Origin of the sequence: Kitasatospora sp. NPDC001539 (genome assembly GCF_040298565.1) — a bacterium.
Lineage (GTDB): Bacteria > Actinomycetota > Actinomycetes > Streptomycetales > Streptomycetaceae > Kitasatospora.
In genome coordinates this window covers 1-23,316 of record NZ_JBEPAK010000012.1, presented here as the reverse complement: position 1 = coordinate 23,316, position 23,316 = coordinate 1, and the positions used below count along the sequence as shown (strand labels likewise).

General features: G+C 71.1%; 22 protein-coding genes. All 22 read left to right on the top strand.

The features are described 5' to 3' along the window. The first annotated feature begins 6 nt into the window (after nucleotides 1-6). The 22 genes from thrC (at nucleotide 7) to ABT247_RS04430 (ending at nucleotide 23,078) form a co-directional block, all read left to right on the top strand. The gene (thrC, locus tag ABT247_RS04535; RefSeq protein ID WP_350737812.1) at nucleotides 7-1,104 is read left to right on the top strand and encodes a threonine synthase; all 1,098 of its coding nucleotides are present in this window, start codon (nucleotides 7-9) and stop codon (nucleotides 1,102-1,104) included. Nucleotides 1,105-1,451: 347 nt separating this feature from the next. Then, nucleotides 1,452-2,390, top strand: a complete 939-nt coding sequence (gene thrB, locus ABT247_RS04530) for a homoserine kinase (RefSeq protein ID WP_350737808.1) — start codon at nucleotides 1,452-1,454, stop codon at nucleotides 2,388-2,390. Between the two features lie 586 nt (nucleotides 2,391-2,976). After that, nucleotides 2,977-5,058, top strand: a complete 2,082-nt coding sequence (gene rho / locus ABT247_RS04525; protein ID WP_350737805.1) for a transcription termination factor Rho — start codon at nucleotides 2,977-2,979, stop codon at nucleotides 5,056-5,058. A gap of 140 nt (nucleotides 5,059-5,198) precedes the next feature. Further along, on the top strand, nucleotides 5,199-6,335 hold the full coding sequence (locus ABT247_RS04520) for an LCP family protein (RefSeq protein ID WP_350737802.1): 1,137 nt from the start codon (nucleotides 5,199-5,201) through the stop codon (nucleotides 6,333-6,335). A 202-nt stretch (nucleotides 6,336-6,537) separates the two neighbouring features. Beyond that, nucleotides 6,538-6,759, top strand: a complete 222-nt coding sequence (rpmE, locus tag ABT247_RS04515) for a 50S ribosomal protein L31 (protein WP_030235761.1) — start codon at nucleotides 6,538-6,540, stop codon at nucleotides 6,757-6,759. Between the two features lie 146 nt (nucleotides 6,760-6,905). Next, on the top strand, nucleotides 6,906-7,982 hold the full coding sequence (gene prfA, locus ABT247_RS04510) for a peptide chain release factor 1 (RefSeq protein ID WP_350737799.1): 1,077 nt from the start codon (nucleotides 6,906-6,908) through the stop codon (nucleotides 7,980-7,982). A gap of 58 nt (nucleotides 7,983-8,040) precedes the next feature. Beyond that, the gene (gene prmC, locus ABT247_RS04505; protein WP_350737796.1) at nucleotides 8,041-8,907 is read left to right on the top strand and encodes a peptide chain release factor N(5)-glutamine methyltransferase; all 867 of its coding nucleotides are present in this window, start codon (nucleotides 8,041-8,043) and stop codon (nucleotides 8,905-8,907) included. A 130-nt stretch (nucleotides 8,908-9,037) separates the two neighbouring features. Then, nucleotides 9,038-9,685 (top strand): L-threonylcarbamoyladenylate synthase, encoded by a 648-nt coding sequence (locus ABT247_RS04500; RefSeq protein WP_350737793.1) that lies wholly within the window; start codon nucleotides 9,038-9,040, stop codon nucleotides 9,683-9,685. A 32-nt stretch (nucleotides 9,686-9,717) separates the two neighbouring features. Continuing rightward, nucleotides 9,718-10,359 (top strand): arsenate reductase/protein-tyrosine-phosphatase family protein, encoded by a 642-nt coding sequence (locus tag ABT247_RS04495; RefSeq protein WP_350737872.1) that lies wholly within the window; start codon nucleotides 9,718-9,720, stop codon nucleotides 10,357-10,359. A 172-nt stretch (nucleotides 10,360-10,531) separates the two neighbouring features. Then, a complete protein-coding gene (glyA, locus tag ABT247_RS04490; RefSeq protein WP_350737790.1) occupies nucleotides 10,532-11,812 on the top strand; it encodes a serine hydroxymethyltransferase in 1,281 nt (426 codons plus the stop codon). 217 nt (nucleotides 11,813-12,029) lie between these two features. Further along, nucleotides 12,030-13,313 (top strand): MraY family glycosyltransferase, encoded by a 1,284-nt coding sequence (locus ABT247_RS04485; RefSeq protein WP_350737787.1) that lies wholly within the window; start codon nucleotides 12,030-12,032, stop codon nucleotides 13,311-13,313. A gap of 297 nt (nucleotides 13,314-13,610) precedes the next feature. Further along, complete coding sequence (locus ABT247_RS04480; protein WP_350737784.1) at nucleotides 13,611-14,054, top strand: Cg1360 family ATP-synthase-associated protein; 444 nt, start codon at nucleotides 13,611-13,613, stop codon at nucleotides 14,052-14,054. Between the two features lie 285 nt (nucleotides 14,055-14,339). Beyond that, nucleotides 14,340-15,155, top strand: coding sequence for a F0F1 ATP synthase subunit A (atpB, locus tag ABT247_RS04475; RefSeq protein WP_350737781.1), 816 nt, complete (start codon nucleotides 14,340-14,342; stop codon nucleotides 15,153-15,155). 86 nt (nucleotides 15,156-15,241) lie between these two features. Beyond that, on the top strand, nucleotides 15,242-15,475 hold the full coding sequence (gene atpE / locus ABT247_RS04470) for an ATP synthase F0 subunit C (RefSeq protein ID WP_350511999.1): 234 nt from the start codon (nucleotides 15,242-15,244) through the stop codon (nucleotides 15,473-15,475). A 38-nt stretch (nucleotides 15,476-15,513) separates the two neighbouring features. Further along, nucleotides 15,514-16,074, top strand: a complete 561-nt coding sequence (locus ABT247_RS04465) for a F0F1 ATP synthase subunit B (RefSeq protein ID WP_350737778.1) — start codon at nucleotides 15,514-15,516, stop codon at nucleotides 16,072-16,074. After that, nucleotides 16,071-16,886 (top strand): F0F1 ATP synthase subunit delta, encoded by an 816-nt coding sequence (locus ABT247_RS04460; RefSeq protein WP_350737775.1) that lies wholly within the window; start codon nucleotides 16,071-16,073, stop codon nucleotides 16,884-16,886. The genes ABT247_RS04465 and ABT247_RS04460 overlap by 4 nt, the downstream gene beginning before the upstream one ends. 157 nt (nucleotides 16,887-17,043) lie before the next feature. Next, complete coding sequence (atpA, locus tag ABT247_RS04455; RefSeq protein ID WP_350737772.1) at nucleotides 17,044-18,618, top strand: F0F1 ATP synthase subunit alpha; 1,575 nt, start codon at nucleotides 17,044-17,046, stop codon at nucleotides 18,616-18,618. 32 nt (nucleotides 18,619-18,650) lie between these two features. After that, nucleotides 18,651-19,565, top strand: a complete 915-nt coding sequence (locus ABT247_RS04450) for a F0F1 ATP synthase subunit gamma (protein ID WP_350737769.1) — start codon at nucleotides 18,651-18,653, stop codon at nucleotides 19,563-19,565. A gap of 2 nt (nucleotides 19,566-19,567) precedes the next feature. Beyond that, nucleotides 19,568-21,013 carry a F0F1 ATP synthase subunit beta gene (gene atpD, locus ABT247_RS04445; protein WP_350737766.1) on the top strand — a complete coding sequence of 482 codons (1,446 nt, stop codon included), beginning with the start codon at nucleotides 19,568-19,570 and terminating at the stop codon, nucleotides 21,011-21,013. 184 nt (nucleotides 21,014-21,197) lie between these two features. Continuing rightward, nucleotides 21,198-21,581, top strand: a complete 384-nt coding sequence (locus ABT247_RS04440; protein ID WP_030282045.1) for a F0F1 ATP synthase subunit epsilon — start codon at nucleotides 21,198-21,200, stop codon at nucleotides 21,579-21,581. A gap of 148 nt (nucleotides 21,582-21,729) precedes the next feature. Beyond that, on the top strand, nucleotides 21,730-22,230 hold the full coding sequence (locus tag ABT247_RS04435; protein ID WP_350737763.1) for a DUF2550 domain-containing protein: 501 nt from the start codon (nucleotides 21,730-21,732) through the stop codon (nucleotides 22,228-22,230). Between the two features lie 275 nt (nucleotides 22,231-22,505). After that, complete coding sequence (locus ABT247_RS04430) at nucleotides 22,506-23,078, top strand: cob(I)yrinic acid a,c-diamide adenosyltransferase (protein ID WP_350737760.1); 573 nt, start codon at nucleotides 22,506-22,508, stop codon at nucleotides 23,076-23,078. Nucleotides 23,079-23,316: the final 238 nt, after the last annotated feature.

The following is a 23,316-nucleotide window of genomic DNA, read 5'->3' as shown; positions in this document are numbered from 1 at the left end:
ACAGCCATGAACGTCGTTGCCGAGAACGTCGTCCGAGGCGCGCACACCCCCCAGTGGCGCGGCCTGATCGAGGAGTACCGGGACCGCCTGCCGGTCACCGCGGCCACCCCGGTGGTCACCCTGCTGGAGGGCGGTACGCCCCTGGTCCCGGCCCAGGTGCTCTCCGAGCGCACCGGCTGCGAGGTCTACCTCAAGGTCGAGGGCGCCAACCCGACCGGCTCCTTCAAGGACCGCGGGATGACGATGGCCATCTCCAAGGCCAAGGAGGAGGGGGCCCAGGCCGTCATCTGCGCGTCCACCGGCAACACCTCGGCCTCCGCCGCCGCGTACGCGGTGCGGGCCGGGATGGTCTCCGCCGTGCTCGTCCCGCAGGGCAAGATCGCCCTCGGCAAGATGGGCCAGGCGCTGGTGCACGGCGCCAAGATCCTGCAGGTCGACGGCAACTTCGACGACTGCCTGACGCTCGCGCGCGAACTGTCCGAGAAGTACCCGGTGGCCCTGGTCAACTCGGTGAACCCGGTGCGGATCGAGGGTCAGAAGACGGCGGCCTTCGAAATCGTCGACATGCTCGGCGACGCCCCGGACATCCACGTCCTGCCGGTCGGCAACGCGGGCAACATCACCGCGTACTGGAAGGGCTACCGCGAGTACGCCACGGACGGGATGTCCTCCCGCACCCCGCGGATGTGGGGTTTCCAGGCGGCCGGCTCGGCCCCGATCGTGGACGGAGCGCCCGTCCTCAAGCCGCAGACCATCGCCACCGCGATCCGGATCGGCAACCCGGCCTCCTGGGACTACGCGCTCGCCGCCCGGGACGAGTCCGGCGGCCTCATCGACAAGGTGACGGACCGTCAGATCCTGGCCGCCTACCGGCTGTTGGCCGCGCAGGAGGGCGTCTTCGTGGAGCCTGCGTCGGCCGCCTCGGTGGCCGGTCTGCTGGCCAAGGCGGAAGCCGGCCTGGTCGACCCGGGCCAGCGGATCGTCTGCACCGTGACCGGCAACGGCCTCAAGGACCCGGACTGGGCGGTGGCCGGCGCGCCGCAGCCGCAGATCGTCCCGGTCGACCCGGAGGCCGCGGCCCAGCGGCTCGGACTGCTCGACTGACGACGTGGTCTGACGCTCCGACGGGCCGACTCTTTCGAGGGGCGGCCCGTCAACGCTCTCCACTGACTCTTTTGTGTCAATCTCGCTTCGCATTCCGATCCGATTCCGGAACGCATTCCGGCCAGAACCGGCAACACACCAGATCGAAGGCCCACGGGGTGTACCACTGGGGAACCTCTCTTCGATACTCTGGCTTCGGCCGTGTGGCACATGCCCCGGGCCCGTCCTGGTACGGGCCGAGCCGACGACTGTGGCCGCCCGCCCCGTGGGCCCGCGGCCCTTTCCCCCCCACCCCTGCACCGACGACGCGCACCGCGCCGCCCGATTTCCCCAGGAGAGTCCACCGCATGGCCGGTCCTGCGTTCCGTGCCGCCGCCGTCCGGGTCCGGGTTCCCGCGACCAGCGCCAACCTCGGTCCGGGCTTCGACGCCTTCGGACTCGCGCTGGGCCTGTACGACGACGTGGTCGTCCGGGTCGCCGACTCGGGCCTGACCGTCGACATCGCCGGCGAGGGGGCCGGGACGCTGCCCCGGGACGAGCGCCACCTGTTGGTCCGCTCGATGCGGGCCGCCTTCGACCGGCTCGGCGGCCAGCCGCGCGGCCTCGAAGTGGTCTGCGCCAACCGGATACCGCACGGCCGCGGCCTGGGCTCCTCCTCGGCCGCCATCTGCGCCGGCATCGTGGCCGCCCGCGCGGTGACCATCGGCGGCCCCTCCGCACTGGACGACGACGCGCTGCTCGCCCTCGCCTCCGAGCTCGAGGGCCATCCGGACAACGTCGCGGCCTGCCTGCGCGGCAACTTCACCATCGCCTGGACCGACGAGGAGTCCGCCAAGGCGGTCGCCCTGGAGCCCTCCGAGCGGGTCGTGCCGGTGGTGTTCGTCCCGGCCGGCGAGGTGCTCACCGAGACCGCCCGCGGCCTGCTGCCGAAGACCGTCCCGCTGGCCGACGCCGCCGTCAACGCCGGCCGCTCCGCCCTGCTGGTGGAGGCGCTGACCCGGCGGCCCGAGCTGCTGCTCGCGGCCACCGAGGACCGGCTCCACCAGGACTACCGCGCCTCCGCCATGCCGGACAGCGCCGCGCTGGTCGGCGCCCTGCGCGCGGAGGGCGTGCCCGCCGTCATCTCCGGGGCCGGCCCGACCGTGCTGGCGCTCACCGACGAGGCGGGCGTCGACAAGGTGCTGTCCTTCGCCGGCCACCACGGCCACGGCGGGGATCCGGCGTTCGCCGCGCACCGGCTCGACGTCGACCGGACCGGGGCCGTCGTGCTCCCGCTGGACGTCTGACCAGGCGAAGCGCCCTATTCGGGCCCGGTGCCGAGCCGGGCCGTCCGGACACGATTGGCAAGCCCGAGGTCGGGGAATGTCTGAGGGGGTCGGTAGTGTTAACCTCATTGCTGCACCAGGTGCCCTCCGGGGCTCGGTGCGCCGCGTCCCGATCCCAGCACTCCACGGCCGTGGAGTCGCGGCGATGTCCGGGGCGACGATTCTCCGGGAGCCCACCGCAGCGCGTACGCAGCCTGCCTGCGCGACATGCGGCCGCATCCCGAAGCCGTGACGGCACCTGACTCCCACCCGCGGCCTCCACCTGAGGCCAGGACGGGCGGAGCGCGGGCCACCGTCACGCGACGGGGGCCCGGGATTCGCAGGCAGCGTGGGGGCAAAGCCCTCAGGGGAGGTCGACACACGACCGGCCCACGCGCCACCTCAGCACCACCGTGCTTCATGCACCGCACCTCGCAGCTCTCCCTCGACGGGCTCCCGCCATTCGAGGGACCACCGCCTCGGACCGACGCAGTCGAGCGTCGGTCAGGACAGCACAACCGGTCGCCGAGCCAGACAGGCCGACGTCCGCTCCAGGGAAGGACCCTTAGTGAGCGACACCACCGATCTGATGGGCGCGCGCCCGGACGCCGATGCGTCGGACGCGGCCGCCGCACCCGCTGCCCCGGCACGCCGCCGCCGCAGTGCCGCCGCGGGCCTGGACGGCATGGTCCTCGCCGAGCTGCAGAAGCTCGCGGCGGACCTGGGCATCACCGGTACCGGCCGCATGCGCAAGAGCCAGCTGATCGAGACCATCAAGGAGAAGAGCGGCGGGGACCCGCTGCTCGCCGCCGGTGGCGCCCCGGCCGCCAAGCGCACCGCCGCCAAGGCGGACGCCGAGGCCCCGGCCGAGAAGCCGGCCCGCCGCACCAAGGCCGCCGCCGCGCAGGCCCCGGCCGCCGAGCCGCAGGCCCAGATCGAGATCCCGGTCCAGGCCGCCCCCGAGACCACCGCGCCCGCCCGTAGCGAGCGCACCCGCCGCCGTGCCACCTCGGCCGCCGGCGCCCCCACCGCCCCGGCCGGCGAGGCCGGCGCGGAGGCCGCCACCGTCGCGGTGGCCGAGCCCAAGCAGGCCGAGCGCGCGGCCGAGACCCGCGCCTTCGAGGGCCGCGAGGAGGGTCGCGAGAGCCGTCGCGACCGTCGTGAGCGCCGTGACCGCCGCGACGGCGGCGAGCGCGGCGACCGCCAGGACGCCGGCGAGGCCCAGGCCGGGCAGGACGGCGAGTCGCGCGAGTCGCGCCGCGACCGCCGCGGTCGGCGCGACCGTGCCGACCGCCAGGGCCAGCAGGGTCAGCAGCAGGGCCAGACCGACGGCCAGCAGGGCCGCCAGGGCGGCGGCCAGCAGGCCCAGCAGCCCCAGGCCCAGCAGGGCGGCTACGAGGACGACGAGTTCGGCGAGGGCCGTCGCGGCCGTCGCGGCCGCTACCGGGACCGTCGGGGCCGCCGCGGCCGCGACGGCTTCGAGACGGGCGCCGCCGAGCCGCAGATCGGCGAGGACGACGTCCTGATCCCGGTCGCGGGCATCCTCGACATCCTCGACAACTACGCGTTCGTGCGCACCTCCGGCTACCTGCCGGGCCAGAACGACGTCTACGTCTCGCTCGCCCAGGTCCGCAAGAACGGCCTGCGCAAGGGCGACGCCATCACCGGTGCGGTGCGCCAGCCGCGCGAGGGCGAGCGCCGCGAGAAGTTCAACGCCATGGTGCGCCTGGACTCCGTGAACGGCATGGACCCGGAGACCGGCCGCGGCCGCCCCGAGTTCAACAAGCTCACCCCGCTCTACCCGCAGGAGCGGCTGCGCCTGGAGACCGACCCGGGCGTGCTGACCACCCGGATCATCGACCTGGTGTCGCCGATCGGCAAGGGCCAGCGCGGTCTGATCGTCGCGCCGCCGAAGACCGGCAAGACGATGGTGCTGCAGGCGGTCGCCAACGCGATCACCCACAACAACCCCGAGTGCCACCTGATGGTCGTCCTGGTCGACGAGCGTCCGGAGGAGGTCACCGACATGCAGCGGTCGGTGAAGGGCGAGGTCATCTCCTCGACCTTCGACCGCCCGGCCGAGGACCACACCACCGTCGCGGAGCTGGCCATCGAGCGCGCCAAGCGCCTGGTCGAGCTGGGCCACGACGTGGTCATCCTGCTGGACTCCATCACCCGCCTGGGCCGTGCCTACAACCTGGCGGCGCCGGCCTCCGGCCGCATCCTGTCCGGTGGTGTCGACTCGACGGCGCTGTACCCGCCGAAGAAGTTCTTCGGCGCCGCGCGCAACATCGAGAACGGCGGCTCGCTGACCATCCTGGCCACCGCGCTGGTCGAGACCGGCTCGCGCATGGACGAGGTGATCTTCGAGGAGTTCAAGGGCACCGGCAACATGGAGCTCAAGCTCGACCGGAAGCTCTCGGACAAGCGCATCTTCCCGGCCGTCGACGTGGACGCCTCCAGCACCCGCAAGGAGGAGATCCTGCTCGGCAGCGAGGAGTTGGCCATCGTCTGGAAGCTGCGCCGGGTGCTGCACGCGCTCGACTCGCAGCAGGCGATCGAACTGCTCCTGGACAAGATGAAGCAGACCAAGAGCAACGCCGAGTTCCTGATGCAGATCGCCAAGACCACCCCGGGCTCCGGCGACTGACCGTAGTCGGACGGCTGCCCCAGCACGGAACCCCGGATCGCGCGAGCGGTCCGGGGTTCCGTGCGTTCGCGGCGGCTTTGTTCCAGAGTTGGGACATCTTGGGGCTATTCGATCAGCTTGTCCGTTTTACTCTGGACCGTATGGCCGAGCACAAGAGGGTCCCGAGTCGCCGCCGCAAGGTCCTGCGGTGGTCCGCCTGCGCGCTCGCCGCGCTGGTCGTCGCCGGCGGCGGCGCAGGCGCCTACGCGTACCTGAAGCTCAACGGCAACATCAAGAGCGTCGACATCGACTCCCGCCTCGGCGACGCCCGGCCCCCGGCGGCCACCGACGGCTCCTTCAACATCCTCGTGCTGGGCTCCGACTCCCGGAGCGGCGCGAACGGCGACCTGGCCGGCGGGAGCGCCGGCGACAGCGCCCGCTCCGACACCGCGATGGTGGTGCACGTCAGCCAGGACCACACCCGGGCCTCCGTCGTCTCGATCCCGCGCGACACCCTGGTCGACCGCCCGCAGTGCACGGACAGCAGCGGCAGGTCCGTCCCGGCGGTCAAGCGGGCGATGTACAACAGCGCCTTCGAGACCGGCGGCGCGGCCTGCGCGGTCAAGACCACCGAACAGCTCACCGGGCTGCGGATGGACCACTACCTCCAGGTGGACTTCGCCGGCTTCGCGAGGGTCGTGGACGCGATAGGCGGGGCCACCGTGACCACCACGGTGGCCATCCACGACAAGGACAGCGGGCTGGACCTCCCGCCCGGCGAGCACCACCTCGACGGACAGCAGGCGCTGGCCTTCGTGCGCACCCGGCACGGCGTCGGCGACGGCAGTGACCTCGGCCGGATCGAGCTCCAGAAGCAGATGGTCAAGTCGCTGCTCCGGCAGGCCGGCGGGGTCGGGCTGCTCTCCGACCCGGTCAAGCTGTGGTCGATCGGCGACACCATGACCAGGAGCGTCACCACCGACTCCGCGCTGGGCTCGGTGAACGCCCTGGTGGGGCTCGTGCAGGAGCTCAAGGGGATCGGGCCCGACCAGCTGACCATGGTCACCCTGCCGGTGGAGGCGGCCCCCGGCGACCCGAACCGGGTGGTCCCGCAGCAGTCGCAGGCCCAGCCGCTCTGGGCGGCCCTCAGGGCCGACCAGCCGGTGCCCCAGGCGGTCGTCTCGGCCCAGCCGCAGAACCCCGCGCAGACGGACCCGGCCACCGCGGCCGCGGCCGCGCCGAAGGCCTCCGCCAGGACCTCCCCGAAGCCCGCCGCGACGGCCACCGCGCGGCGCTGACCGGCCACCCCGCGACGGCCGGCGCGCGGTGTCCGCGGCCCCGCGGCACCCGGCGGCGGCCCGGAACGACGGTCGGAATATCCCGCGGGGGACCCCGGTTTTGGAAGGTGCGGCCGGTCCTGGCAGACTGGTACGTCGGTCCCGGTTCACGAGCGGCACTCCGCCGCCGACCCGGTGCCCTCCCGAAACCTAGGAGAACCCCTTGAAGTCCAACGTCCACCCGGAGTACGTGGTCACCCGCGTGACCTGCACCTGCGGCGCCGAGTTCACCACCCGCTCGACCGAGACCAGCGGCGAGATCCGCGCCGAGGTCTGCTCGCAGTGCCACCCGTTCTACACCGGCAAGCAGAAGATCCTCGACACCGGTGGCCGCGTGGCCCGCTTCGAGGCCCGCTTCGGCAAGCAGCACAGCGCGAAGGCCTAGCGCTCCCTCGGCGCCGGTTCCCGGCGCCCCCGTACTCGTTCCGGGGGCGTTGGGGGCCGGCGCCGTTCGCGTCCTCCCACGCGGTCGAAACCGCCCCGCGTCCACCCCCCAGTCGTTCCGCAGCCCCCCGGGAAGAAGGCCACCCCATGTTCGAGGCAGTCGAAGAGCTCCTCGTCGAGCACGCCGACCTCGAAAAGAGGCTGGCCGACCCGTCCGTCCACGCGGACCAGGCGAACGCCCGCAAGCTGGCCAAGCGGTACGCCGAGCTGACCCCGATCACCCGGGTCTACCGGCAGTGGCGGCAGGCCGGCGAGGACATCGAGGCCGCCCGCGAACTCGCCGCCGAGGACCCGGAGTTCATCGCCGAGGTGAAGGACTCCGAGGCGCGCCGCGACGAGCTCACCGAGGAACTGCGCCTGCTGCTGGTGCCGCGCGACCCGAGCGACGACAAGGACGTCATCCTGGAGATCAAGGCGGGCGAGGGCGGCGAGGAGTCCGCGCTGTTCGCCGGCGACCTGCTCCGGATGTACCTGCGCTACGCCGAGCGGATCGGCTGGAAGACCGAGATCATCGACTTCAACGAGTCCGACCTCGGCGGCTACAAGGACGTCTCGGTGGCCGTGAAGACCAAGGGCAGCGCTGAGCCCGGCCAGGGCGTCTGGGCCCGGCTGAAGTACGAGGGCGGCGTGCACCGCGTGCAGCGCGTCCCCGCCACCGAGTCCCAGGGCCGCATCCACACCTCCGCGGCGGGCGTGCTGGTCACCCCCGAGGCGGAGGAGGTCGAGGTCGAGATCCACGCCAACGACCTGCGCATCGACGTCTACCGGTCCTCCGGCCCCGGCGGCCAGTCGGTCAACACCACCGACTCGGCGGTCCGGATCACCCACCTGCCGACCGGTATCGTGGCGTCCTGCCAGAACGAGAAGAGCCAGCTGCAGAACAAGGAGCAGGCGATGCGCATCCTGCGGTCGCGGCTGCTGGCCGCCGCCCAGGAGGAGGCCGAGCGGGAGGCCTCGGACGCGCGCCGCAGCCAGGTCCGCACGGTGGACCGCTCCGAGCGGATCCGGACGTACAACTACCCCGAGAACCGCATCTCGGACCACCGCACGGGCTTCAAGGCGTACAACCTGGACCAGGTCCTGGACGGCGACCTGAACGCGGTGATCCAGTCCTGCGTCGACAAGGACGCGGCGGCCAAGCTCGCCGCGGCCCAAGAGAACTGAGACCGGCGCGCCCCAGCCCGACGCCGAAGCCGGAGCGCAGAAACAAGAGGTCGTACGGATGAACCTGCTGCTCGCCGAGGTGGCCCAGGCCACCCAGCGGTTGGCCGCGGCCGGCGTGCCGTCGCCGCGCTTCGACGCGGAGGAACTCGCCGCCTACGTCCACAACGTCAAGCGCAGCCAGCTGCACACGGTGAAGGACGCCGACTTCGACGCCCGCTACTGGGCGGCGGTCTCCCGCCGCGAGGCGCGCGAGCCGCTCCAGCACATCACCGGCCGGGCGTTCTTCCGCTACCTCGAACTCGCGGTCGGCCCCGGGGTGTTCGTGCCCCGGCCGGAGACCGAGACGGTCGTCGAGTGGGCGATAGACGCGGTGCGCGACATGGACGTCGCCGAGCCGCTGGTGGTCGACCTGTGCTCCGGCTCCGGCGCCATCGCGCTCGCCCTGGCCCAGGAACTGCCGCGTTCGACCGTGCACGCCTTCGAGCTCGACGAGGGCGCGCTGACGTACACCCGGCGCAACATCGAGGCCAGCCCGGACCGCGCCCGGGTCACCCTGCACGCCGGGGACGCCACCAAGGCCTTCGAGGACGACCGCTCCTGGGACGGCCGCTTCGACCTGGTCATCTCCAACCCGCCGTACATCCCGCTCACCGAGTGGGAGTACGTCGCGCCGGAGGCCCGCGACCACGACCCGCAGATGTCGCTGTTCTCGGGCGAGGACGGCCTGGACACCATCCGCGGCATCGAGCGGGTGGCCGCGCGGCTGCTGCGCCCGGGCGGCGCGGTGGTGATCGAGCACGCCGACCAGCAGGGCGGCCAGGTGCCGTGGATCTTCAACGAGGAACGCGGCTGGACCGACACGGCCGACCACCGCGACCTGAACAACCGGCCCCGCTTCACGACCGCCCGGAGGGCGGGGTCGTGAAGCATCAGGCCCAGTACGACCGCCCGGAGGGCGGGGTCGTGAAGCATCAGGCCCTGTACGACCGCCCGAAGGGCCGCGCTGTCAATTCCGCCGTGAACCTCATGAGCCTTTCCGGAAGGGGACCGCACCGATGAGCCGCCGCTACGACTGTGCCGACGCCGGGGACCGCGCCACCGGCCTGCGCGAGGCCGCCTCGGCCATCCGCCGCGGCGAACTCGTCGTCCTGCCCACCGACACCCTGTACGGGGTCGGCGCGGACGCCTTCTCCCCGGAGGCCGTCGGCGAGCTGCTGGCCGCCAAGGGCCGCGGCCGGAACATGCCCTCGCCCGTCCTGGTCGGCTCGCCGACCACCCTGCACGGGCTGGTCACGGACTTCTCCGAGCAGGCCTGGGAGCTGGTCGACGCCTTCTGGCCCGGCGGCCTCACCCTGGTCGCCCGGCACCAGCCGTCGCTGCGCTGGGACCTCGGCGAGACCCGCGGCACCGTCGCCGTCCGGATGCCGCTGCACCCGGTCGCCATCGAGCTGCTGAACACCACCGGCCCGCTGGCCGTCTCCAGCGCCAACAAGACCGGCGGGCCGTCCCCGGCCACCTGCGACGAGGCGCAGGCCCAGCTCGGCGACGCCATCTCGGTGTACCTGGACGGCGGGCAGGCCGACCACGCCACCGCCTCGTCCATCGTCGACGTCACCGGCAAGGTGCCGGTGCTGCTGCGGGCCGGCGCGGTCAGCATCGAGCAGCTGAGGGAGGTCGTCCCCGACCTGGAGGCCGGAAGTTGACGCCCACCGCCTCGCTCCACGCGCGGCCCGGCATAGCGCCGTACCTGAGCGTGGGCCCCAGGCCGTTGGACCACTTCCGGATCCTGTTCGTCTGCACCGGGAACATCTGCCGCTCGCCGATCGCCGAGCGGCTCACCCGGCGTGAGCTGGACACCCGTCTGAGCCCCCGGGTGGCCGGTCGGATCCTGGTGGAGAGCGCGGGCACCTGGGGCCACGTCGGCGCGCCGATGGAGGACCACGCGGCGACGGTGCTCGACGAGTACGGCGCCGACAGCGGCGGCTTCGTCGGCCGCGAGCTGCTCGACGAGCACGTCGTCGAGGCCGACCTGGTGCTGACCGCGACGCTGGACCACCGCGCCCAGGTGATCTCGATGGGCCACGAGGCGGGCCTGCGCACCTTCACGCTGAAGGAGTTCACCCGGCTGGTGCGGACGATCGACCCGGGCACCCTGCCCGACCCCCGCCGCGGCGCCGACGTCACCGAGCGGGCCCGCGCGCTGGTCCGGGCGGCCGCCGCGCTGCGCGGCTGGCTGCTGGCCGCGACTCCGGAGTCGGACGAGCTGGAGGACCCGTACGGGGCGCCGATCGGCATGTTCCGCAACTGCGGCGAGGAGATATTCGACGCGATCGACCCGGTGGTCACCGCGCTGACCGGCACCCCGGCGCGGCGCTGACCCCTCGCCCGGCCGACCCCGCCGCACCGGAACCGGGCCCGGACCGGGGCCGATCGGGGGGCTGAACGGCGGATTCCGGCGGGCCGCGGGTGCGGTCCGGTCCTACGCTGGGTAGACGTCCCCCCAGTCTCCGGCCGGGGGCGCCCTCATCCGCAGCGCCCGGGAGCCTGCCATGACCGTCACCGATGCCGCGACCGGCTCGAGCGCGACGAGGGGGCGCCCGTGGGCGTCCGGAGCGCTGCACCGGGCGGACCCGCAGATCGCCGACCTGATGGCCGCCGAGGCCGAGCGGCGGGCCGAGACGATCCAGTTGCTGGCGGGGGAGAACCTGACCAGCCCCGCCGTGCTGGAGGCGCTGACCGGGCCGCTGATCGACAAGTACGCCGAGGGCTATCCGGGCCGGCGGCACCACACCGGCTGCGCGCCGGCCGACGCCGCGGAGCTGCTGGCGATCGACCGGGCCCGCGAGCTGTTCGCCGCTCCGCACGCCAACGTCCAACCCCGGTCGGCGACTTCGGCGATGCTGGCGGCGTACGCGGCGCTGCTGCGGCCCGGTGACGGGGTGCTGGCGATGTCGCTGGAGCACGGCGGCCACCTCAGCTGCGGTTCGCGGGCCAACTTCTCCGGCCGCTGGTTCGCCTGCACCGGTTACGGCGTGCGCGAGGCCGACGGCCTGATCGACCTCGACCAGGTCCGCGACCTGGCGCGGGCGCACCGCCCGAAGGCCATCGTGGCGGGTTCGATCTCCTACCCGCGGCACCCGGACTGGGCCGCCTTCCGGGAGATCGCCGACGAGGTGGACGCCTACCTGATCGCCTCGGTCGCCCAGACCACCGGCCTCGTGGCGGCCGGGGAGGCGCCCTCCCCGGTGCCGTACGCCGACGTCACGGTGGCGGCCACCCACAAGCTGCTGCGCGGTCCGCGCGGGGGCCTGCTGCTGTGCACCGCGGAGCTGGCCGAGCGGGTCGACCGGGCGGTGTTCCCGTTCAGCCAGGGCGGCGCGGCGATGAACGAGGTGGCCGGCAAGGCGGTCGCCCTGGCGGAGGCCGCGACGCCCGCCTACCGGGCCTACGCGCAGCAGACGGTGGCAGGGGCGCGGGCACTGGCCGCGGGGCTCGCAGAGGCCGGAATGCGCCCCCTGACGGGTGGCACCGACACCCACCTGGTGACCGCCGACGTGAGCCCGCTCGGGGTCAGCGGCGCGGCGGCCGAGCGGCGCTGCGCGGCGGCCGGGCTGCTGTTCGGCAAGTGCGTGCTGCCGTACGACCCGGCGCCGGTCGCCGAGGCCTCCGGGATCAGGCTGGGCACGGGCACCGTGACCAGCCAGGGGATGGGCGAGGCGGAGCTGTCCGAGATCGCCGGGCTGATCGCCCGGCTGCTCGCCGGGGAGGCGGCCGGGCCGGTCGCCCAGCGGGTGCGGGAGCTGGCGGCGGTCTTCGCCGTGGACCGTTGACGCGTTCCGCGGCGGCGGTGACCGGGCGCCGGTGTCCGTCGGCGCCCGCCGTCGTGCGCGGGCATCTCGATCTCCTACCCGTGAGGGCGAACCGCGATGCGCGCTCCGGGCGTCCGACTCAATAAGGTGTGTGCCGTGGCGACGCACCTCGAATCCCGGGAAGGCAGGGGAGTACCTTCGGTACCTCCCCGTTCGACAGTGATGCAGGAGGCCGGTGGTGCGTGAGTATCTGCTGGTGCTGTTCTGCACCGCCGCCGTCACCTACCTGCTGACCGGCCCGGTGCGGAAGTTCGCCATCGCCGCCGGCGCGATGCCGCCGGTCCGCGCCCGCGACGTGCACCGCGAGCCCACCCCGCGCCTGGGCGGCATCGCCATGTTCGGCGGGCTGTGCGCGGGCATCCTGGTCGCCTCGCAGCTGGACAACCTGAGCAAGGTGTTCTCCCAGGGCAGCGACATCCGCGCGCTGCTGTCCGGCGCCGGGATCATGTGGCTGCTGGGCGTCCTCGACGACAAGTGGGGCGTCGACGCGCTGGTGAAGCTCGGCGGCCAGATGATCGCCGCCGGCGTGATGGTGTGGCAGGGCGTCACGGTGATCACCCTCCCGGTGCCCGGCGTGGGCTCGGTCGCGGTGAGCCCGACCCAGGGCATGGTCATCTCGGTCACCCTGGTCGTCGTCATGGTCAACGCGGTGAACTTCATCGACGGTCTGGACGGCCTGGCGGGCGGCATGGTGTGCATCGCCGCGATGGCGTTCTTCCTGTACAGCTACCGGCTCTGGTACGGCTACGCGATCACCGACGCGGCCCCCGCCGTGCTGTTCAGCGTGCTGCTGATCGGCATGTGCCTGGGCTTCCTGGCGCACAACATGCACCCCGCGCGGATCTTCATGGGCGACTCGGGCTCGATGATGCTGGGCCTGATGCTGGCCGTCGCGGCGATCTCGATCACCGGCCGGGTCGACCCGGACCTGATCAACAACGAGACCGGTTCGCAGACCGCCACCGTGCACGCCCTGGTGCCGATCTACATCCCGCTGCTGCTGCCGCTCACCGTCATCGCGCTGCCGCTGGCCGACCTGCTGCTCGCGGTGGTCCGCCGGACCTGGGCGGGCCAGTCCCCGTTCGCCGCCGACAAGCGCCACCTGCACCACCGGCTGCTCCAGGTCGGGCACTCGCACAGCCGCGCCGTCCTGATCATGTACTTCTGGGCCGCGCTGATCGCCTTCGGCACGGTGGCGTTCTCGGTGACCAACACCGGCCGCACCGTGGTGCTGACCCTCGCCGGGCTCTGCCTGGTCGGCCTGGTGGTGCTGCTCACCCCGCGGTTCCGGCCGCGCGCCCCGCGGGCGGTGCAGTCCTTCGTCCCGCCGCGGTACCGGCGGCAGCCCTCGGCTCCGATGGCTGAACTGTCGGCGAAGGACAAGCAACTCCTGGGTGAAGCCAGCCGGCGTTCCTCCACCGAGCCCGCGGACCACGGAAAGGCCACCGGCCGCCGGTCGTAGGGGAGTTGATGTTGCGTCAAATGGGCTCACCCGTACGGCGGATTCGTTGCGCCATCGGTGTGACAGGTACCACACATTCATGGTAAAGCTCTCATCAAATAGTTTGTGATACCGTTCACGAGTACCGAGAACACGCCGAAAGACCTGACAGGTGGAGGACTTCCGTCCCTCGTCGGTCTCCCTCGACGGGCCCGCCGCTTCCGCGGGCGGCCCGGCGGCGGCCCGCTCGGTCCGGTGTCACCCGCCACCGTCTGTGCCCGTCCCCCGCCACATCGACATGCCGCCGGAGCTGCCGACATGCCGTCCACCGACGCCCGGATCCTCCGAGGCGCCGCGATCCCCACTGCGGTCGCCGGGATCATCGCCATGGCGATCTCCTTCGCCGTCGCCGGTGGGAAGGGCCTGCTCGGCGCCCTGATCGGCGCGCTCCTCGTGATGGCCTTCTTCAGCTTCGGCCAGATCGCGCTCGACCGGCTGACCAGGTCGAACCCGCACCTCATGATGGCCGCCGCGCTCATGGTCTACATGACGCAGATCCTGCTGGTCGCCGTCGTCCTGCTGGTCTTCAAGGACACCGAGCTGTTCAACCGCAAGGCCTTCGCGTTCACGCTGATCGGCTGCGTCCTGGTCTGGACGGGCTTCCAGGTGCGCGGTGCGCTCAAGGCCAAGACCTTCTACGTCGACCCCAACGCCTCGGAAAACAAGGGCGACAAGCCCTCCGACTCGGGTCGTCAACAGTGACGAGCCCCGACTGTCCCCCCAACGAGGGGGGCGGTGTTTATGCCGCACTGACGGGCTGCTATCGTCCGTCGCAACAACGGAGTACGGGAAGAGGCCTGGTCTGTCCGGACAGTGGACGGATCGCCCCCCGGATCCGCGCAGTCTTCGATGATCCCGCAGTCGCGCAGCGCGCCGTCGAGCGGGGTCGGCGAGAAACCCATCAAGTTCCAGTGCCGCTCCGTGGTCGCAGGCCACGCCGACACACCGAGGTTGCCGTAACCATGCGCCACGACGAAGGAGTCCGCGGTGAGTGCTGAACTCACGTCCTCGCTCGCCTCAGGCAGTTGCCACTTCGGGGACGCTGGCTGCGGCTTCCCGGCCCCGGGCCTGAACGAGTTCCAGTTCAAGCCGATCTTCACGATCGGCAGCGTCGAGTTCAACAAGCCGATGCTGCTGTCGATCATCGTCGCGCTGCTCGTCGTGGTGTTCTTCTGGGCCGCCTTCGCCAAGCCGCGCCTGGTGCCGGGCAAGCTGCAGCTGGTCGGTGAGATCGGCTACGACTTCGTGAAGCGCTCCATCGTGATGGAGACGATCGGCAAGAAGGGCGAGAAGTACGTCCCGATGCTGGTCTCGATGTTCTTCTTCGTCTGGTTGATGAACATCATGTCGATCATCCCGTTCGCGCAGTTCCCGGTGACGGCCTCGATCGCGTTCCCGGCCGGCCTCGCGGCCGTCGTGTGGATCACCTACATGACGCTGACCTTCAAGAAGCACGGCTTCGTCGGCGGTCTGAAGAACCTCTGCTGGCCCTCGGGCATCCCCGGCTGGGTCATGTTCATCCTGGTGCCGATCGAGTTCTTCTCGAACATCTTCGTGCGCCCGTTCACGCTCGCGGTCCGAGCCTTCGCGAACATGTTCGCCGGCCACCTGCTGATCGTGATGTTCTCCATCGCCTCCTGGTACCTGCTCAGCCCGACCCTGGGCGCGCTGTACGGCTCGGCCTCGTTCGTGGTCGCCGTCGGCCTGACCGCCTTCGAGCTGCTGGTCCAGTTCCTGCAGGCCTACATCTTCGTGATGCTGGCCAGCAGCTACATCGCCGGTGCCCTGGAAGAGGCGCACTGAGCCCCGCAGCCCCTCGGCTGCCCTCCCCCCAGAACGCCCGGTGGCCAACCACCACCGGTTCACCACCCCGCAAAGGACAAGCTGAAATGCAGCAGCTCGCTGAGGTCTACGGTTCCGTCGCCTCGATCGGTTACGGTCTCGCCGCGATCGGCCCGGGCATCGGTGTTGGTCTCATCTTCGGTAACGGTGTCCAGGCCATGGCCCGTCAGCCCGAGGCTGCCGGTCTGATCCGCTCCAACATGTTCATCGGCTTCGCGCTGACCGAGGCGCTCGCCCTCATCGGCATCGTCATGCCGTTCGTCTTCGGCGCCGGCAAGTAATCACCCCGCCGTTAGACCCTTTCGAGGAAGGTCCAGATATGAGTTTCGCGGCTCAGCTCGCGGAGGAGGGGGAGAAGATGAACCCCCTGCTTCCCGCGTGGCCCGAGGTCATCATCGGCCTGCTCTGCTTCTTCATCGTCTTCGGTCTGCTCGGCAAGAAGCTCCTCCCCAGCATCGAGAAGGTGCTGTCGGAGCGCCGGGACGCGATCGAGGGCGGCATGGAGCGCGCCGAGGCCGCTCAGGCGGAGGCCCAGGCCCTGCTTGAGCAGTACCGCGCCGAGCTCGCCGAGGCGCGCCACGAGGCTGCCCGCATCGTCGAGCAGGCTCGTGAGCAGGGTGCCGCCCAGCTCGCCGAGATGCGCGAGGAGGGCCAGCGCCAGCGCGAGGCCATCGTCGCCGCCGGTCACGCCCAGATCGAGGCCGACAAGAAGCAGGCGACTGCCGCCCTGCGTCAGGACGTGGGTTCGCTGGCCACCCAGCTGGCTTCCCGCATCGTGGGCGAGTCCCTTGAGGACAACGCCCGGCAGAGCGGCGTGATCGACCGCTTCCTGGACGAGCTGGAGGCCAAGGCCGCCGTTGCTCAGGGTGCGGCCAAGTGATCGGCGCCAGCCGCGAGGCTCTTGCCGCCGGTCGGCAGAACCTGGAGAGCCTGACCGACTCCACCTCGGTGGACGCGGTCAAGCTCGCCGAGGAGCTCACCGCCGTCACGGCCGTGCTGGACCGTGAGGTGTCGCTGCGCCGCGTCCTGACCGACCCGTCCCGGTCGGGCCAGGACAAGGCCCAGCTGGTCACCTCGCTGCTGACCGGCCAGGTCTCCGGCGAGACCGTGGACCTGGTCTCCGGCCTGGTCCGCTCCCGCTGGTCGGGTGCGCGCGACCTGGTGGACGCGATCGAGGAGCTCGCCGCGTACGCCGAGGTCATCGCCGCGGACAAGGCCGGCGTCCTGGACGACGTCGAGGACGAGCTCTTCCGCTTCGGCCGGGTGGTGGGCGGCTCGCACGAGCTGCGTGCCGCGCTGACCGAGCCGAAGGCCGGCGCCGTCGCCAAGGCCGAACTGATCAAGAAGCTGCTCGGCGGTCGCGCCAACGCCGGCACCGTCCGGCTGGTCACCGCCCTCGTCAACAAGCCGCGTGGCCGTAGCCTGGAGCAGGGCCTCGAGTCCTACTCGAAGCTCGCCGCGGCGCGCCGCGACCGCGTGGTGGCCCTGGTCACCACCGCGGTGCCGCTGTCGGACGCCCAGAAGGAGCGCCTGTCCGGTGCTCTGGGCCGGATGTACGGCCGCCAGGTCCACCTGAACATCGACATCGACCCCGAGGTCGTCGGCGGTGTCCGGGTGCAGATCGGCGACGAGATCATCGACGGCACCGTGTCGAGCCGCCTCGAAGGCGCTCGCCAGTCGCTCGAGGGCTGAGCACCCGAAGCAGCACATCCGACCCTCGGTCGGGAAACCGGCTCCCCAAGGAGCCGGCAAATCGTACGGCCGGTTCATACGACCCGGCCGAGAGTCGAGTACTTGCGGCCCTCAATGGCGGGCCGAGGATCGCAAACTAGGAGAGCAGGGAAGCCTGATGGCGGAGCTTACGATCCGTCCGGAGGAGATCCGGGACGCGCTGGCCGACTTTGTCCAGTCGTACCAGCCGGACGCCGCCTCTGTTGAAGAGGTCGGTACGGTCACCGAGGCCATGGACGGTATTGCCAAGGTCGAGGGCCTGCCCTCGGTCATGGCCAACGAGCTGCTGAAGTTCGAGGACGGCACGCTCGGCCTCGCGCTGAACCTCGACACCCGCGAGATCGGTGTCGTCATCCTCGGTGAGTTCGGCGGCATCGAAGAGGGCCAGACCGTGCGCCGCACCGGCGAGGTCCTCTCCGTCCCGGTCGGCGACGGCTACCTGGGCCGTGTCGTGGACCCGCTGGGCAACCCGATCGACGGCCTGGGCGAGATCGCCACCGAGGGCCGCCGCGCCCTCGAGCTGCAGGCCCCCGGCGTCATGGCCCGCAAGTCGGTCAAGCAGCCGCTGCAGACCGGCATCAAGGCCATCGACGCGATGACCCCGATCGGCCGCGGCCAGCGCCAGCTGATCATCGGTGACCGCCAGACCGGCAAGACCGCGGTGGCCGTCGACACGATCATCAACCAGCGCGACAACTGGCGCTCGGGCGACCCGGAGAAGCAGGTCCGCTGCATCTACGTCGCCGTCGGCCAGAAGGGCTCCACCATCGCGTCCGTCCGCGGCGCCCTGGAGGAGGCCGGCGCGCTGGAGTACACCACCATCGTGGCGGCTCCGGCTTCCGACCCGGCCGGCTTCAAGTACCTCGCCCCGTACACCGGTTCGGCCATCGGCCAGCACTGGATGTACGCCGGCAAGCACGTCCTGATCATCTTCGACGACCTGTCGAAGCAGGCCGAGGCCTACCGCTCCGTCTCCCTGCTGCTGCGCCGCCCGCCGGGCCGCGAGGCCTACCCGGGTGACGTCTTCTACCTGCACTCCCGCCTGCTGGAGCGCTGCGCCAAGCTGAACGACGAGCTGGGCGGCGGCTCGATGACCGGTCTGCCGATCATCGAGACCAAGGCCAACGACGTCTCGGCGTACATCCCGACCAACGTCATCTCCATCACCGACGGCCAGTGCTTCCTGGAGTCCGACCTGTTCAACGCCGGCATCCGCCCGGCCGTGAACGTCGGCATCTCGGTCTCCCGCGTCGGTGGCTCCGCCCAGATCAAGGCCATGCGCTCGGTCGCCGGCCGTCTGCGCCTGGACCTCGCCCAGTACCGTGAGCTGGAGGCCTTCGCCGGCTTCGGCTCCGACCTGGACGCGGCCTCCAAGGCCCAGCTGGAGCGCGGTGCGCGCATGGTCGAGCTGCTGAAGCAGGGCCAGTACCAGCCGTTCCCGGTCGAGGAGCAGGTCGTCTCCATCTGGGCCGGCACCACCGGCAAGCTGGACGACGTCCCGGTCGCCGAGATCCGCCGCTTCGAGCGCGAGTTCCTCGACTACGTCCGCCTGCAGCACAAGGACCTGCTGGCCGGCATCGTCGAGACCGGTCTGCTGGCCGACGGCACCGTCGACGCGCTGACCAGCGCGATCGAGGCGTTCAAGCAGGGTTACCAGACCGCCGACGGCAAGCTGCTCTCCGAGCAGGCCTGAGTCCGGTAGCGAGGGAAAGGACGTAACGACCCATGGGAGCACAGCTTCGGGTCTACAAGCGCCGGATCCGCTCTGTCACCGCGACGAAGAAGATCACCAAGGCGATGGAGATGATCTCCGCGGCACGCATCGGCAAGGCGCAGCGCGCGGTGGCGGCCTCCGCTCCGTACGCCGACGAGCTCACCCGGGCGGTGACGGCGGTGGCCACCCGGTCCAACGCCAAGCACCCGCTCACCACCGAGAACCCCGACGCCACGCGTGCGGCCGTCCTGCTGATCACGGCGGACCGCGGCCTGGCCGGCGGCTACTCGTCCAACGCCATCAAGGCCGCGCTGACGCTCATCGAGCGCCTGCGCGGCGAGGGCAAGGACGTGGTGACCTACATCGTCGGTCGGAAGGGTCTGTCGTACTTCACCTTCCGCAACCTGGCGGTCGGCAACTCGTGGACGGGCTTCTCGGACAAGCCGACCTACGGCGACGCCAAGATGGTCGCGGCCGAGCTGATCGAGGCCTTCACGGCCGAGACCGGCGGCGTGGACGAGCTCCACGTGGTCTCGACCGAGTTCGTGTCGATGCTGACGCAGGACGCGGTGGCGGCCCGGCTGCTGCCGCTGAAGCTGGACGAGGTCCAGCTCAGCGACCAGACGTCGGCCAAGTCGGAGATCTTCCCGCTGTACGACTTCGAGCCGTCGGCGGAGGGCGTCCTGGACGCGCTGCTGCCGCGGTACGTCGAGAGCCGGATCTACAACGCGCTGCTGCAGTCGGCTGCCTCCGAGCACGCCGCCCGCCGCCGCGCGATGAAGAGCGCGACGGACAATGCCGGCGAGCTCATCAAGTCGCTCACGCGGCTTGCCAACTCGGCCCGCCAGGCCGAGATCACCCAGGAAATCAGCGAGATCGTCGGTGGCGCCAACGCGCTCGCTGACGCCAGCCGCGGGAGCGAATGACTATGACCACCACTGTTGAGCCGACCACGGCGACGGGCCGCGTCGCGCGGGTCATCGGCCCGGTCGTCGACGTGGAGTTCCCCGTCGACGCCATCCCGGAGATGTTCAACGCCCTGCACGTCGAGGTGGACAACCCCGACGGCACGGGCAAGAAGACCCTGACCCTCGAGGTCGCCCAGCACCTCGGCGACGGCCTGGTCCGCGGCATCTCGATGCAGCCGACCGACGGCCTGGTCCGCGGTTCGCAGGTCGTCGACACCGGTGCCGCCATCTCGGTGCCGGTCGGCGACATCACCAAGGGCAAGGTGTTCAACGCCCTCGGTGAGGTGCTGAACGTCGACAAGTCCGAGTTCGAGTCCCAGGTGTCGGTCCGCTGGCCGATCCACCGCAAGGCCCCGAACTTCTCGGAGCTCGAGTCGAAGACCGAGATGTTCGAGACCGGCATCAAGGTCATCGACCTCCTCACCCCGTACGTGCAGGGTGGCAAGATCGGTCTGTTCGGTGGCGCCGGTGTCGGCAAGACCGTTCTGATCCAGGAGATGATCTACCGCGTCGCCGAGAACTTCGGTGGTGTGTCGGTGTTCGCCGGCGTCGGCGAGCGCACCCGTGAGGGCAACGACCTGATCGACGAGATGGTCGACTCGGGCGTTCTGGACAAGACCGCGCTGGTCTTCGGCCAGATGGACGAGCCGCCGGGCACCCGTCTGCGCGTCGCCCTGTCCGCCCTGACCATGGCGGAGTACTTCCGCGATGTGCAGAAGCAGGACGTGCTGCTCTTCATCGACAACATCTTCCGGTTCACCCAGGCCGGTTCCGAGGTGTCGACCCTGCTCGGCCGCATGCCCTCCGCGGTGGGTTACCAGCCGAACCTGGCCGACGAGATGGGCCTCCTCCAGGAGCGCATCACCTCGACCCGCGGTCACTCGATCACCTCGATGCAGGCGATCTACGTCCCCGCGGACGACCTGACCGACCCGGCCCCGGCCACCACCTTCGCCCACCTGGACGCGACCACCGTTCTGTCGCGCCCGATCTCGGAGAAGGGCATCTACCCGGCCGTCGACCCGCTGGACTCCACGTCCCGCATCCTCGACCCGCGGTACATCGCGCAGAACCACTACGACACGGCCGTCCGCGTCAAGGGGATCCTGCAGAAGTACAAGGACCTCCAGGACATCATCGCCATCCTCGGTATGGACGAGCTGTCCGAAGAGGACAAGATCACGGTCCACCGTGCCCGTCGCATCGAGCGCTTCCTCTCGCAGAACACCTACGTGGCGAAGCAGTTCACCGGTGTCGAGGGTTCGACCGTGCCGCTGTCGGAGACCATCGAGGCCTTCAACGCGATCGCGGACGGCAAGTACGACTCCGTCCCGGAGCAGGCCTTCTTCATGTGCGGTGGCATCGAGGACCTCGAGAAGAACGCCGCCGAGCTGGCCAAGAAGTAAGCGCGGCCGGTAGCAGCTGAGTGACCGTGAGGGGTGGCCCCCGAGCCTGGGGACCACCCCTCACGTCGCATCGGCTGTGATTCCGGTCAAATCCGTGCCGCCGGTTTCATGCCGGGGGCGCGGGGCCGTTATTCTTACCGAAACTCCCGAGTAATCGGGGGTTGCATGAGCCTAGGAGCCCACGTTGGCTGAGCTGCACGTCGAGCTGGTCGCAGCCGACCGCAAGGTGTGGTCCGGTGCGGCCACCATCGTCGTCGCCCGTACGGCCTCCGGTGACACCGGCATCATGCCGGGCCACACCCCGGTGCTGAGCGTGCTGGAGACCGGTCCGGTCACCATCCGCACGGTGGACGGCGGGACCGTCATCGCCGCGGTGCACGGCGGCTTCATCTCCTTCGCCGACAACAAGCTGTCTCTGCTCGCGGAGATCGCCGAGCTGGCGGACGAGATCGACGTCGCGCGTGCCGAGCGCGCACTGGAGCAGGCCAAGTCGGACCTGGACGCGCACGCCGAGCGTCGCGCCGAGGTCCGTCTGTTCGCGGCGCGCGGCCTCAAGGCCCACGCCTGAGTGCGCCGGACCCCGGCTTAGCGGGGTCGACCGACGGTCCCGGGGACGCGCGAGCGTGACCCCGGGACTGTCGTCGTAGTTGGTAGGTCAGCGCGGTCGCTTCATACGACCGCAACGGGGAACGCGGGTAGCGAGGAGGTAGGTGAGCATGGTCCTCGCGCTTGTGGTGTGTGCGGCGGTCGTGGCGCTGGGAGTGATCGGCCTGATGGCCTTCGCCGTCCGCCGCCGCCTGATCCAGCGGGTCGGCGGCACGTTCGACTGCAGTTACCGGCTCAAAATGCCCGCCGACGCCTCCATGCAGCCCGACCTCGACGAGAACGGCAAACCCACCTCCGCCCCGGTCCCCCCGACCGACGGCAAGGGGTGGGTTTTTGGTATCGGCCGGTACAGCGGCGACTCGATCGAGTGGTTCCGGGTGTTCTCCTACGCCCCGCGCCCGCGCAAGGTGCTGCCCCGCCGGGAGATCGAGGTGCTGGGCCGGCGCTACCCGGAGGGCCAGGAGGAGCTGGCGCTGCTCTCCGGCTCGGTGGTGCTGCGCTGCCTGCACAACGGGTCCCCGCTGGAGCTGGCGATGAGCGAGGACGCCCTCACCGGCTTCCTGGCCTGGCTGGAGGCGGCCCCGCCCGGGCAGAGGGTCAACGTCGCGTAGCGACGAGACCCTCGGGGTGGGGGTCCCCCCGGCCGGAGGCTGGGGGAGGTCAACGTCGCGTAGCGACGAGACCCTCGGGGGGTGGGGGTCCCCCCGGCCGGAGGCTGGGGTGGGGGGCCCCCGGCCGGAGGCTGGGAGGTCAACGTCGCGTAGCGGCGGGACTCCGGGGCGGGAGGCCCGCCGGGAGCCGGGCGACGAGGGGCCGGGTCGCCCCGGGGACGGCGGGGCCGTCCGCGGGGTTAACGGCGCCTAACACCGGCGGCTAGGCTGGCCGCATGGTCAATCTGACGCGCATCTACACCCGCACCGGGGACGACGGCACGACCGCGCTCGGCGACATGAGCCGGACCACCAAGACCGACCCGCGGCTGATGGCGTACGCCGACGCCAACGAGGCGAACGCGGCGATCGGGGTGGCGGTGGCCGCCGGCTCGCTGGCCGAGGACGTGGTGGCCGTGCTCACCCGGGTCCAGAACGACCTGTTCGACGTCGGCGCGGACCTGTCCACCCCGGTGGTCGAGGACCCGCAGTACCCGCCGCTGCGGGTGCTGCAGTCCTACATCGACCGCCTGGAGGCGGACTGCGACCACTACCTGGCGCAGGTCGAGAAGCTGCGCAGCTTCATCCTGCCCGGCGGCACACCCGGAGCGGCCCACCTGCACCTGGCCTGCACGGTGGTGCGGCGCGCCGAGCGCTCCACCTGGGCGGCGATCGCGGAGTACGGGGACACCGTCAACCCGCTCACCGCGAAGTACCTCAACCGGCTGTCCGACCTGCTGTTCATCCTGGCCCGGGTGGCCAACAAGGAGCGCGGCGACGTGCTGTGGGTGCCGGGGGAGAACCGCTAGGGCCAATGCTGGTGACTTTAGGTCGTGTCGCGCGGGGTGACGGTTGGTGTTGCTGGTTGTGGTGGTGGCCAGTTGTGGTGCTGGGCGCGCTTGAGGGGCCAGTTGGACATCTTGCGTTTGATGACTCGCGGGCAGGTCCGTTGACGGCGCGGAGGCAGCAGGCGTTCGGTGATCTCAGCCAGGGTGCGGGTCAGCGCTGCGGCGAGTCTGGCGGGGGGAAAGCGCCGCCTGGGCGGGG